Source organism: Kitasatospora sp. MAP12-44 (genome assembly GCF_029892095.1).
Classification (GTDB): Bacteria; Actinomycetota; Actinomycetes; order Streptomycetales; family Streptomycetaceae; genus Kitasatospora.
The window spans coordinates 1,887,028-1,900,912 of record NZ_JARZAE010000004.1 but is presented as its reverse complement, the minus strand read 5'-3'; the positions used below and the strand labels follow the sequence as shown (position 1 = coordinate 1,900,912).

At 68.4% G+C, this 13,885-nt stretch carries 3 protein-coding genes and 1 pseudogene; 2 read left to right on the top strand and 2 right to left on the bottom strand.

Translation table 11 applies throughout. The features are described 5' to 3' along the window. Positions 1–109: 109 nt before the first annotated feature. Together P3T34_RS09075 and P3T34_RS09070 are read right to left on the bottom strand one after the other, a co-directional pair. Positions 110–654: pseudogene (locus P3T34_RS09075) on the bottom strand (IS6 family transposase); the annotation flags it as partial. Positions 655–865: 211 nt separating this feature from the next. Next, positions 866–6,385 carry a LamG-like jellyroll fold domain-containing protein gene (locus tag P3T34_RS09070; RefSeq protein ID WP_280665492.1) on the bottom strand — a complete coding sequence of 1,840 codons (5,520 nt, stop codon included), beginning with the start codon at positions 6,383–6,385 and terminating at the stop codon, positions 866–868. Positions 6,386–6,726: 341 nt separating this feature from the next. On the opposite strand from P3T34_RS09070, the gene P3T34_RS09065 reads away from it, so the two are divergent. Continuing rightward, entirely contained in the window at positions 6,727–13,452 is a 6,726-nt protein-coding gene (locus P3T34_RS09065) for an RHS repeat-associated core domain-containing protein (protein ID WP_280665491.1), read from the top strand. Next, positions 13,452–13,802: a hypothetical protein gene (locus P3T34_RS09060; protein WP_280665490.1), complete on the top strand. Its 351-nt coding sequence runs from the start codon at positions 13,452–13,454 to the stop codon at positions 13,800–13,802. The genes P3T34_RS09065 and P3T34_RS09060 overlap by 1 nt, the downstream gene beginning before the upstream one ends. Positions 13,803–13,885: the final 83 nt, after the last annotated feature.

Here is a 13,885-nt window from a genome sequence, read left to right as displayed (position 1 = left end):
GCTGGGGTGTGGACGCCAGGGGGGGCAGATTGTGGTGGGGCTGAGTGGTGGCGCCGACTCGGGCTGTGGCGGGCAGGTCGGCGGTGCCGACGATTTCGCCGCCGATGATTTGTCTCCAGATCGTTAAGCGGATGGTCATTTCGATGCGGCGTTCGGTGTTGGTGAGAAGGTGACGGCGGGGCCGGAGGCGGGGTGAGATGCCGCTGAACGCGGACGGGAACCGCTGCGCTCCGTCGGCGCTGCGGAAGCCTTTCATGGCGCGTTCGCGCGCTCTGGTCGGATGGTGGGAATTTCTCGGCCCGGTTGTTCGGATCCTTGTGCGAGCGGTGCTCCACTGAGGGCGTCACCTGCCGTTGGGCGGCGCCGTAGGAGCGGAGCTTGTCGGTCACGATCTTGCGCGGCACGGTGCGGGTCTTCTGCAGCAGTTTTCTGAAGAACTGGCCGGCCGCGTCGCTGTCCCGTCGGCTCTGCATGAGGATGTCGAGCGCCTTACCGTCGGCATCGACCGCGCGCCACAGGTAAATCCGCTCGCCGTTGATCTTCACGACGAACTAACTAGTCGAGGCGCCACTTGTCCCCCGGCCTCGGGTGCTGGTGGTGCGGGGTATTGGCGCAGGCATGTCCGAATTTCAGGCACCACCAGCGCACGGTCTCGACCGTACGGGATGACTGTTCGGGTGGCGGCGAGTTCGGCGGGACACCGGGGGGCGGGTCCGGCCTGTCGTCCCCGCACCCGCCGCCAAGGCATGCGCCGAGCGGTCGGTTTTGGCCTGTCCGGGCGGCTGCCTGTGTTGTCGGCCGAACGGTAGCCCGAGGGGGCCTGCAGCGTGGCTGCAGGCCCCCTAGGTTGGTTGGTGTGGAGTGGTCAGGAGTTGCTGTAGAGGGTGGTGACCTGGGCGGCGCTCAGGGCGGTGGGGTAGGTGCGGACGTCGCTGACGCTGCCGTTGACCTGGTCGTAGAGGGCGGTGGAGCCGGCGAGGCTGTTGGCTCCGATGTCGAGGGGTCCGCCGGTGTTGTACTGGGGGGTGGTGTTGGTGGCGGTGGCCTTGGCAACGCCGTTGACGTAGAGCGTCATGGTGTGGCTGCCGACGTCGTAGACGCCGGTCAGGTGAGTCCAGGTGCCGGCGGTGGCGGGCGACATGGCGGTCGGGAAGGCGCTGGACGCGTCGTCGGTCGTGGTCGTCTGGAAGATCCAGCCGCCCATGGCGTTGCTGTAACCGAGGTAGAAGGCCTGGTGGTTGACGGTTCCCTGGCCCAGGGCGATCTGGGATCCGGACAGGGCGTTGATCTTCAGCCAACAGGAGACGGTGTAGCTGGTGCTGCTGTTGACGGCGGGCGCGGTGGCGCGGACGACGGAGTCGGTCCCGTTGAAGACAGCCGCACCGTTCGCGGTGCCGTCGTGGTTGGCGGCCCAGGTGACGCTGCTGCTGGGGGCGGCGGGGTTGGTACCCGCAGTGTCGGCTCCGGCAGTGGCACTGGTGAGCTGCCACTGGTCGGCGCTGAGCAAGGAGGAGTTGCTGTAGAGGGTGGTGACCTGGGCGGCGCTCAGGGCGGTGGGGTAGGTGCGGACGTCGCTGACGCTGCCGTTGACCTGGTCGTAGAGGGCGGTGGAGCCGGCGAGGCTGTTGGCTCCGATGTCGAGGGGTCCGCCGGTGTTGTACTGGGGGGTGGTGTTGGTGGCGGTGGCCTTGGCAACGCCGTTGACGTAGAGCGTCATGGTGTGGCTGCCGACGTCGTAGACGCCGGTCAGGTGAGTCCAGGTGCCGGCGGTGGCGGGCGACATGGCGGTCGGGAAGGCGCTGGACGCGTCGTCGGTCGTGGTCGTCTGGAAGATCCAGCCGCCCATGGCGTTGCTGTAACCGAGGTAGAAGGCCTGGTGGTTGACGGTTCCCTGGCCCAGGGCGATCTGGGATCCGGACAGGGCGTTGATCTTCAGCCAACAGGAGACGGTGTAGCTGGTGCTGCTGTTGACGGCGGGCGCGGTGGCGCGGACGACGGAGTCGGTCCCGTTGAAGACAGCCGCACCGTTCGCGGTGCCGTCGTGGTTGGCGGCCCAGGTGACGCTGCTGCTGGGGGCGGCGGGGTTGGTACCCGCAGTGTCGGCCCCGGCAGTGGCACTGGTGAGCTGCCACTGGTCGGCGCCGAGGAAGGAGGTGTTACTGACCCAGGCCGGGGCGCCGTTCGCGGTGTAGAGGACCAGGTTGCCGTCGGGCTGCAGCAGCAGCGACGCACCCGTGTCGCCGTTGGTGCCGGTGGCCCACAGGGCGTTGGTCTGGTTGGCGGCATCGGTGGCGGTCGGGTAGGCGACCAGGTTGCCGTCGCTCTGCATGGTCATCACCGCGCCCGGGTTGCTTGCGGTGCCGACCTGGTAGAGCGGGCTGCCGGCGACGGTGACCGTCAGCTGGCCCTGGTTGAAGGACATGGTGTTGGCGTTGCTGCTCCAGCTGGATCCGCTGGGGTAGGTGGTGCTGTCGGAGGGAAAGAGCACAGCACCGGGGGTTCCGGAGGCGCCGGCGACCTGGTTCGGGGTCAGGGCCTGGCTCCAGGTCTGCAGTTGGGAGACCGCTCCGTTGAAGTAGGAGTAGGGCGCGTTGTTGTAGAGGTAGTCGCCCACGACCAGGTTGCCACGGAACAGCGTGGAGGCGACGGGGGTGTGCGGGCCGCTGGCGGCGTCAACGCCGTTGACGTACAGGGCCATGAGCTTGTTCGCGGCACTGTAGGTGACGGTCAGGTGCGTCCAGACACCCGTGGTGACGCTGGAACCGTGCACGCAGTCGTAGACCCAGCCGGTGGTGTCGGTGGGAGCCAGGCAGAAGAACCACTGCTTGGTGTTGGCGTCCGGGAAGACGATCAGCCCCGAAGAGTGGGCCCCGCTCTGCGAGACGGTCACCCCGCCCAGGATGTTGGGCCGGGCCCAGATCGAGAGACTGAAATCGCCGCTGAGGTTCAGGGCAGGCGCCGAGGTGGTCAGCGCCTGGCTGGTGGTGGCGACACCAGTGTTCATGCTGATGTCGGGACTGAACACGTCGCCGGTGCCCCAAGAGGGGGCGCCGGTGCCGACTGCGGACAACGGCAGGGGAGTGCTGCCGGCCTGGTCGGTGGCCGTGTTGGCGCCCACCGCGCCGCTGGTCTGGTCGTCCAGGTCCCAGGCGTGAGCAAGTGGGGCCAGGGTGTCGGTGGGCGCGGTGCCCTGGAAGGCACTGTCGCCAGCGGCCATCAGGTTGGCGGTCACCTTGCCCGAGGCGTCGGTGGCCCACAGGTCCGGGGTGCCGTCACCGTTGATGTCGGCCGCCTGCAGGGTGAGCGCGGCGTTGGTGTTCCAACCGGCCGCGACCTTGGTCTGGGTGTAGCCCAGGGCGCCGGTGGTGGCGTTGTAGGCCAGGCCGGTCCACAGGTAGAGGTCGCCGGTGGACTTGTTCCACAGGTACATCGCCGTGCCCGGGGTGGGGCTGGTGGTGGGGAGCTGGGTGGTGGCGATGGTCCAGCTGTTCCAGTCGGCCCCACCGGCGGGAGTGGGCAGGGGGGCGCCCGTGCTGGTGTTGATGACGGGGATGGTGTTGCCGATGCCGCCCTGGGTGCCGTAGGTGCCGATCGGCGAGCTGCCGGGGTAGAGGTTCAGGCTGTAGCCGGAGGTGGCGTCGCCGGAGATGCCGATCAGGTCGGGGTAGGGGTTGTTGTCGCCGGTGGTGTTTCCGGCATTGGCGAGCTGGACAGGGCTGTCGTTGTTGCTGTCGAACAGGGCCCCGGATTGGATGATCGTGGCGCTGGTGGAGTTCAGGGCCGAGCCGTCGCCGTTTCCGGGGATGATCTCGCCCACTCCGGCGTGGGGGCCGGCGGGGTAGTAGACCAGGACGTCCTGCAGGTTGTCGTTGGTGAACCGGCCGCTGAAAGCGATCGCGCCGGCGTAGTCGGCGGGCGAGCCGGTGCCGGTGCCGCCCGTGGTGTTGATTCCACTGCCGTGGAGGCCGATGTCGGTGGCGGAAGAGTTGATATGGCCGTTGCCGGGGTGGCCGGGGCCGGCCTGTCCCGAGTTGAGCCACAGTCCGGCGGGCAGCTGGTGCTGGCCGCCCACGGTGAGCAGGTCCGCGATGCCGCTGCCGGTGAGGTCACTGTCGGCGGCGGGCGTGGCGGGGGCGGCGGAGGTGAAGACCGTACTTGCCGTGTCGCCGTAGTTGGCGCCGGCCGAGAGGCTGGTGACTGTCAGCGTGTTCGTGATGCGGCCGGGCGTGATCGTGACCGATCCGCTGCTGGCGGCCAGGGCGTGCGGGGCGCCGCCGTTGAGCTGGTAGACGTAGCTGGACGGGGTGACACCACCTGGAGCGGGGCTGATGGTGAAGGCGCACTTCTCAGCGATGGCGCCCACGGTCGGCGGGTTGCTGCTGCCGGCCACAGGGGCGGTGACGGGGCAGTTGGCGCTGTTGCTGGGCAGGGTGATCACCGGAGCGCCGGGCCGGGTGGGGTCGAAGGTGAAGGAGCACAGGTTGGACCAGCCACTGGTGAAGTGGAAGTCGTTGCCCATGGCCTGCCAGTCGACTTGGAGGGCCTTGCTGTTGGCGGCCGCTTCAAGGGTTGCCTTGGGGATCTTCAGCGCGAGGGTGCTGCCCGAGGGGGCGGTCAGCACGGTGGAGTCGCTGCTGGCGATGGTGGCTCCGGTGGCGTGGTTCACCGCGGAGAATGCGACACCCACGGTGCCGCCGTCCTGGTCGCTTTCCCTGGCGTACAGGGTCACGTCGCCGTCTCCCACCGTGCTGCCGGTGCAGGAGGTGGTCGGCGAGGTGCTCAGGGTGTCGGGCGTGTTGGGGGCGTGGTCGTAGGTGGTGTCGTAGGTGACGGTGTTCGCGAACTGCTTCCAGCCGTACTGGTCCGACTCGTCCGCGGCCTTGAGGCCCAGGGTGAGCGTAGACCAGTGGTACCGCGCGGCGTTGGCCATCGCGCTGGACATGTCGAAGCCGACGCCCGCGGTGGGACAGGAGGAGTTGTAGCCGTGGGCGACGGTCTGGGTGGCGCCGACCTGGTTGCTCAGGGTGGGCGGGTTGTCCCAGGTGGTGCCGGAGGAGATGTAGCTGGACTGCCACAACTGCACGCCGGTGGCGTTGCACGAGGGCGACCAGTCCTCGGTGAAGTTCAGGCTGGAGGACAGGATGGTGGAGTCGTAGATCTGCGACGGTATCGACAGCTGCACGAAGGACCGTGAGACGAACGTGGGTGACTGCCAGTTCTGGTCGCCGACCTGCAGCTGGCCGGACGTCTTCCAGTAACTGGTGCCGTGGAAGTTCGAGTTGATATTGGTCCAGGAGTCCAGCGGGGTGGCTGCCGAGGGTGCGATGAAGGTGGGGTCGATGTAGACCGGGTACACCGTGCCGGGGCCGGTGAGCAGGGATGCCGTCGGGGTGAGCGAGATCGTCTGAGCGGACACGCTGGTGGCGATCGGTGCGGTGTGCGCGCCCAGGCCCGGGCCGGTTGCCGAGGAGGCGATCGGCTGGCCAGTGGCGGGGTCGACCAGCTTGCCCGTGGTCGGGTCGGTCACCGGTGCGCTCGGCGGCGCGGAGGCCACCGGTGCGGAGCTCGGCGCAGCGGCCTCGACCTTGGAGGACGTGAGCGGGGCGGTCTTTGACGGGGTGGACACGGCTTGCGTCGCGGAGTCCCACATCTGGGCGGCCTGCGAGGTGTAGACCGGGTGGCCCGACGCGTCCTTCGCACTCACGTTGCCCGCACTGTCCGCGGACAGCTTCAGCGCCTTGGTCTTGGTGGCCAGCTGCAGGGTCTTGAGCGCCGGATTCGCCGCGGCCGCCGCGGTCTTGACGATCAGGGTGTCCTCGAAACCGCCTTGGGCGTCCACGACCACTGACAGGTCCACCGAGGGCAGGACGTTCGTGTAGGTGGCGGTGCTGCCGGAGAGGCTCGGTGTCGGCAGGGCCATCGGCAGCGAGACGGCCAGGGACCGTCCGGCGTCGTCCATGGAGGCCAGCGGTCCGCTGCCGCCGCCGGACAACGACAGGGCGCTGGTGGACACCGATGGCGAGATGCTGCCGTCGGCGTTCTTCACCAGCGTCGCGTCGAGGTTGTGCCAGCTGCCGCCCACCTTCTTGCGGACCGGCGCGAGGGACTGGCTCAGGGTCAGGGTCCCGTTGGGGTTGGCGGTCAGCGTGCTGCTGTTGGTCGTCGCCGCGCTGGCCTGAACGGCCTTGCCCGAGGACGTGGCCTGCGCGAGCGCCTGCTGCACACCTACCGCGGCCGGGCTCGCGGCACCGCTGCCGACTGGAGTGGCCGCCTGGGCCATGGCGGGCAGTGCGGCGGCGCCTGCGGTCAGCAGGCCGAGTGCTGTCAACGCGCTGAGCGCTCGCAGCAGCGAGCGCGCAGGTGTACGCGCGGGGGAGGTGTGCATGGGTTCTTCACTCTCTGACCGGAGGTCGATCGCCTCCGAATACCCGTCACCGTAAGCACTGCTCAGACAAGTTCCATCCGAAGTGATCCAGAGCACAGGCGTAAATGTCCTCTTACGTCGTGATGTATCCGGGCCTCCCCAGCGGATCGTGTTTGATCCGTAACCGGAATTCCATGATCCGCATGTGATCGTTGCGCCATCAGACCAGGTCAGCGGCATCCTGCCGCTGACTCTGGCCTGTCGTCATGCTCATTTTCAGGGAACGGATTCACGTGATGGTGCTGCTGCTGCACAACCAAGGCGGGGCGAGAACGCGGCGCAGACGCGCACGACTGCGGGCTGTGTCCACCGCGATGGCGGGCATTCTGGCGATGGGTGCCACCTCGGCCATGGGCCAGGTTCCCGCCCCCAAGTCGCTTGCCCCGCACGCGTCGGCGCCCTCCCTGCCGGCCACTCCGTCGGTGAAGAACGTGGTCCCGGTGGCGCCGAAGGGCATCACCCGCCCCGCGTCGGCACCCGCCTACCGCCCCGTCGCGACCACCTGGCCCAAGGCGGCCAACGCGACCGTGACGCTCGGCGCACCGGCCGCGACCCAGCCAGGGGCCGCTCCCGCCGCCGCGGCGGTGGGCCCGGTCACGCTCACGCCTCTGGCGCCCAAGAGCGGCTCCTACCAGGGGCCCAGCAGCGCGCAGGTCAGCGTCAAGGACCAGGCGACCGCGGCCAAGGCCGGCGTCAACGGCGTCCTCTTCACCGTGAACCCCGCCACAGACGGAGCAGGCGCGGCCAACGTCCGGCTGGACTACTCGGCCTTCGCCCAGGCTTACGGAGCAGGCTACGGATCACGGCTGACCCTGGTCGAACTGCCCGCCTGCGCGCTGACGACACCCCAGGTCGCCGCCTGCCGCGTCCAGCACCCCCTGGGTGCCACCAACAACGCCAAGAGCAAGCAACTGTCCGCTCAGCTCCAGCTCCAGGCGGTCGGCGCCCCGAGCACCGCGGGCATTTCCTCGACTGCGCCCGCCGCGAGCGGATCGGCGGTCAAGGCCGCCTGGATCCAGTCCTCCGCCGTGAAGCCCCAGGCCGTGCAGGCGTCTGCCAGCACGTCGAACGCCATGGTGCTAGCGGCGGTCTCCGGCTCCGGCGGTGGTGACGGCGGCGGGCCGACCGGCTCGTTCGGCTCCACCAGCCTGAAGGCGGCGGGTTCCTGGGAGGCCGGGACCTCATCCGGCTCATGGACGTACAGCTACCCGATGACCGTGCCGCCGGCGTCCTCGGCGCTCACCCCGAAGCTGTCCCTGGACTACGACTCCGGGTCCGTCGACGGCCAGACCGCAGCCTCACAGGCCCAGTCCGGCTGGGCCGGTGACGGCTGGAGCATGCCGCAGTCGTTCATCGAGCAGAGCTTCACCTCCTGCTCCGACAATCCCGAGGGCAGCGCCTCGCCGACCTCGACGGGCGACGAGTGCTACGCGGGCCCGATCCTGACGCTGTCGTTGAACGGCGCGAGCACCGCCCTGGTCTGGGACTCCACCCACAGCAGCTGGAAGGCCGCCGACGACAACGGTGACGTGGTCACCCATGTCACCGGCGCCAACAACGGCGACGGCACCTACAACACGGACTACTACACCGTCACCGACCGTCAGGGCACGACGTACTCCTTCGGCCGCAACCAACTGCCCGGCTGGACCAGCGGCAAGCCCACCACGAACTCGGTGGACACCGAACCGGTCTACTCCGCCCACGCCGGCGACCCCTGCTACAACGCGGCGGGCTTCACCTCCTCGGTCTGCACCATGGGCTACCGCTACAACCTTGACTACGTCAAGGACGTCCACGGCAACGCCATGTCCTATTACTACGACCAGAACACCAACTACTACGGCCAGGACAACGGCGCCGCGAACACGTCCTACGTGCGCGACTCGCACCTGGACCACATCGACTACGGCTTCACCGACGGCAACGCCTTCGGCACCGTCGCTGACAAGGTCGCCTTCAACACCGCGGACCGCTGCACCAGCGGCACCGCCTCCTGTGACCCGCTGAACTCCACCACCCAGGCCAACTGGCCCGATGTCCCCTACGACCTGGCCTGCGCCTCGGGTACCACCTGCTCCAGCTACTCGCCGGCGTTCTACTCCACGGTGCGCCTGGCCTCGATCGCCACCGAGCAGTACAACACCACGACCTCGGGCTACAACACGGTCGACACCTACACGCTCACGCACACGCTGCCGGTCACCGCGGACGGCGGCGCCACCCTGTGGCTGGCGTCCATCGCGCACACCGGCTCCGACACCAGAGCCGGCGGGACGACCACACCGATCACGCTGCCGTCGGTCTCCTTCGGCTCGGTCGACATGCCCAACCGGGTGGACACCTCGGTCGACGGCCTGCCCGCGCTGTACCGCTACCGCATCGCCACGGTCACCACCGAGACCGGATCGGTGATCGGCGTGCAGTACGGCCAGACCAGCCCGTGCACCGCCCCGGTCACCACCAGCCCCGCTAGCAACACCAGTTCGTGCTACCCGGTGTACTGGACCCCGCAGGGCTACACCGCCCCGATCCTGGACTGGTTCAACAAGTACGTGGTCCAGAAGGTCACCCAGTCCGACCCCACTGGCGGAGCCGTGGCCACCGCCACCTCCTACCAGTACTCCGGCGCGGCCTGGCACTTCGACGACGACGAGGTCGTGCAGCCCAAGAACCGCACCTACGGTCAGTGGCGCGGCTACGGCGATGTGAAGACCTTCAACGGCGACATCACCAACGACAAGCAGACCGAGTCCGAGACCACCTACTACCAGGGCATGTCCGACGACAACAACACCACCGCCGTCACCCTGACGGACTCCCAGGGCGGCACCCACGACGACAACGACCTGCTGGCCGGCTCGGCACTCGAGCAGACCAGTTACCTGGGCGCGGGCGGACCGGTCGACCACTCGGCGATCACCTCGTACTGGGTCTCGCCCGCCACCGCGTCCCGCAACCGCATCGGCCTGCCCGCGCTGACCGCGAACAAGGTCGTGCCCGTGGAGGAGTGGAGCCGTCAGGCCCTGACCGACGGCGGCACCACCACCTGGCGTGTGAACGAGACCGACACCGCCTACGACGCCACCACCACCGACGCCGACTTCGGCCTGCCCACCGCCGTCTACACCCACACCGTTCCGGCGAACCCTGCCTACGACCAGTGCTCGCTCAGCAACTTCGCGGCCCCGAACACCGCCGCGAACCTGGTCGGCCTGCCCAGCGGCAGCGAGACCGACGCGGTCGCCTGCGGCGGCTTCACCGAAGGCACCACCAGCAGCGTCCCCGGTTCGGTGAACACCCTGACCGCACCGGGCAGCGTCACCCGCCCCGACCAGGTCGTCAGCGCCACCCGCACCCTGTACGACGACCCCACCGACGCGGCCGCCTGGCCCCAGCCCAGCTACACCTTCCCGCAGACCGCGGCCCCCACCAAGGGCGATACCTCGATCCACCAGAAGCTCACCGGCTACACCGGGTCCACTCCGGTCTGGACCACGCAGAGCACCGAGGTCAACGACAGCGCGGGTCGACCCACCGACAGCTACAACGCGGCCGGCGCCAAGACCCACCTCGCCTACACCACCGACGCGGTCGGTCTGATCACCGCCACCACCGCCACCAACGCGCTCGGCCAGAGTGCCTCCACCACCGTCGACCCGGCCCGTAACCTGAGCCTGACCAGCACCGACCTCAACGGCGTGGTCACCACGGACCAGTACGACCCGCTGGGCCGCATCACCGCAGCCTGGTCCGACTCGCGGGCCACGACGCTGGCGGCCAACGCGACCTACACCTACACCGTCTCCAACACCGGCATCACCGCAGTCACCACCGACAAGCTCGACGAAGCCTCGAGCTACGTGGTCTCCACCGTCCTGTACGACGCGATGGCGCGCCCGAGGCAGACCCAGTCCTCCACCCCGCAGGGCGGACGGATGGTCACCGACACCTTCTACGACTCGCGCGGCTGGAAGGCGTCCACCTACAACGGCTGGTGGGACTCGGCCACCGGCCCCAACACCACCCTGGTGTCCGCGGCCAACCTCAAGGACGAGGTCCCCAACCAGGACTACTACACCTACGACGGCCTGGGCCGCGTCGTAGTCGACCAGTCCGAGAAGGACAACCTGCTGGTCTCGGCGACCACCACGGTCTACAACGGCGACCGCACCACCGTCATCCCGCCCTCCGGCGGCACCGTGAAGTCCACGCTCACCGACCCGCTGGGTCGCAGCAGCGAGCTCGACTCCTACACCGCCGCTCCCACCCTGAACACGCCAGCCGACACCTTCGCGGGCATCTGGTCGGTCTCCGGCGGCACCAGCCAGGCCACCACCTACGGCTACGACAGCCACGGCAACCAGAACACCACCACCGCCAGCGGCTCCACCTGGACCACCACCTACGACATGCTCGGCCAGGCCGTCTCCAAGCAGGACCCGGACGCCGGGACCAGCACGATGGCCTACGACGCGGTCGGGAACCTGGTGCAGGCCACCGACTCCCGGGGCAAGACCACCAGCTCCACCTACGACGCGCTCGGCCGCCAAATAGGCAGCTACGACGCCCCGGTCTCCGGCCAGTCCACCACCAACCGGCTCACCGCCAACGTCTACGACAACAGCAACAACGCCGTCACCGGCATGAAGTACCCCCTCGGCCACCTCACCACCGCTACCTCCTACGACAGCACCGGTCTCGCCTACACCACCCAGGCGATGAACTTCAACGTCTTCGGAGAGTCCCTCGGCGAGAAGGTCACCATCCCCGCGAGCCCCGCTGCCGGCTCACTCGCTGCGACCTACACCTTCCAGCACTCCTACAGCACCACCACAGGCCTGCCCGCCAAGAGCACCATCCCGGCGGCGGGCGGCATGGCCGCCGAGACCGTCGGCTACAGCTACATCGGAGCCCTCGACCTGCCCAGCGGGATCGGCGGCCTGAACGTCTACGCCCAATCCACCAGCTACGACGCCTACGGCCACGTCCAGCAGGAGACCCTGGGCACCGGTACGACCACGCAGGCCTTCATCACCGACACCTACGACCCCCACACCAGCGCGCTCACCGACCAGTTGGTCACGCGTTCCACCAACACCCCCAGCGCGGTGGACGAGCAGAACTACACCTACGACCCCGCCGGCAACATCACCAAGCAGGTCTCCACCCGTCTGGGTGCCGCCACCGCCACCGAGACCCAGTGCTACCAGTACGACGCACTGGACCGCCTCAACCAGGCATGGACCGCCACCGACTCCTGCGCCGCCACCCCGGCGACCGGTAGCTCCAGCACCGTCGGCGACCAGCTCAGCGGCGGCAGCGCCTACTGGACCGCCTGGACCTTCGACGCCCTGGGCCAGCGCACCAGCCAGGTCGCCCACTCCACCACCGGCGGAACCGACACCACCACCGGCTACACCTACAACGGCAACGGCACCAACCAGCCACACACCCTGACCGGCACCAGCACCACCGGCGCCAGCACCTCCACCACCAGCGCCGGCTACGACTCCGCCGGCAACACCACCGCCCGCACCACCCCCAGCGCCGGGACGCAGAACCTCACCTGGAACGACGCCGGCCAGCTCACCCAGATCAGCGGCGGCACCGCCGGCACCACCAACTACGTCTACGGCCCCGACGGCAGTGTCCTGCTCCAGGAGGACCCCGGCACCACCACCCTCTACCTGCCGGGTGAACAGCTCACCCTGAACACCACCACCAACACCACATCCGGCAACCGCTACTACCCGATGCCCGGCGGCGGCACCGCGGTCCGCACCGGCACGGGCAGCAGCAGCACCTACGCCTTCGAGATCACCGACCAGCACGGCACCAGCGGCCTCTCCCTGGACGCCACCGCCCAGAACCCCACATGGCGCCAGTTCACCCCCTACGGCGCCCCCCGCGGCACCACCGGAACCTGGAACGACAGCCGCGGATTCCTCAACGCCCCCACCAACACCGACACCGGCCTCACACTCCTCGGAGCTCGCCAGTACGACACCACCACCGGGCGCTTCATCAGCCTCGACCCCCTCTTCGAAGCCACCGACGACCAACTCCTCAACGGCTACACCTACACCGCCGACAACCCCATCGGCCAAGCCGACCCCAGCGGCCTGCGCCCCGACGACTGCGCCGAAGCAGGCTTCGCCTGCGGCAGCGGACCCGGCGGCACCACCACTGTCACCGACCCCGAAGGCGAGGTCGTCAACGAGCAGAGTGGCCAGGTCGTCGCCAAGACCCACCCGCCCCACACCTACGGCGTCGGCCCGTTCGACCCCGGCTCCTGGGGTGACAGCACCGGCTTCGCCCAACGGCACCACATCTGGAACAACGTCACCAACAAGAAGTGGGACGACTCCTGGGCCCAAGCCCGCGCTCAGCTCGCTGCCCAGGAAAAGGCTGAAGCAGCCGCCCGCGCATCCGAAGCGGCAGCAGAAAAGCAGGCCCTCCAACAGCAGGCCAAGAGCACGAGCGGGGGGTTCTCCTGGAGCAAGGCCGGTCTTGCCGCCGGTGCCGTGGGCTTGACCGCGGCGGACATCGCCCAACTCGGCCTTGACCCCGTCACCGATGCCGCCGATGCTGCCGATATCGGTGCCCTGGCCGCATCGGGCGACGCGGCTGCGGGTGGTGACGTCGCAGCAGCGGGCGGTGACGCCGCAGCAGCGAGTGGTGACGCCGCAGCAGCGAGTGGTGACGCCGCGGCAGCGAGTGGTGACGCCGCGGCAGCGACGGTGAGTGACGACAGCAGTGCGATCGACTGGAAAGCGGAATGGGATGCCTTGCCCCGGGGGAAACAATCGCACGTAAAACTGGCGGACTCCCCTGAAGATCTCAGGGGTCTGTTCGACCGTTGGACGTCCGGAGCGGATCGGCTTCCCGCACGTGGTCCCAAAATTCCTGACGTGATGAAGCTGCAGGATGGTCCTATAATGCAGTGGCGTGTCGTATCCGGCTCGGGAGGCGAAACGATCGATATCGACCGAGGGGTTGGAGACATCTTGAAGGTGCATCTGTGATGGACAAGAGTGACATCGTTCGCGAAGTTCTTGTCGAAGGGCTGGATGACTGGGTTTCAGTCATCGCCCTCGTTCGATATTCCATGGAGTCTGAGCCGGACAATTTTGAGAAATTGACCTCAGATATTCTGGGTGAGCTCCTGGGTGACGGCCTTGTTGCTGTAGGGGATCTCGGGGAGACTGGCTTCGAACGACGGCCGGGAAATGCGGAAGACAACGCACGGCGAGTCCTGCGTGAGTTGAAGGAGGGTTCTTGGAACCCGCCCGACGGCGGCTGCTGGCTATGTAACACTGATGCCGGCGACGCCCGTGCCCGTCTCCTGCTTGATGCTCCGGCTTCGGGATCGTGACGAGAAGCAGCGGCTGATTGTTGCGGAAGAGACGGATCTCCCGGCCTCTTGATCGGGGCGTCCGGGGTTTGACGTCCTGGTGG

Bases quoted from the DNA above. Each gene is read 5' to 3' on its own strand.
- P3T34_RS09070 (WP_280665492.1), bottom strand. From the start codon at position 6,385: ATGCACACCTCCCCCGCGCGTACACCTGCGCGCTCGCTGCTGCGAGCG.
- P3T34_RS09060 (WP_280665490.1), top strand. From the start codon at position 13,452: ATGGACAAGAGTGACATCGTTCGCGAAGTTCTTGTCGAAGGGCTGGAT.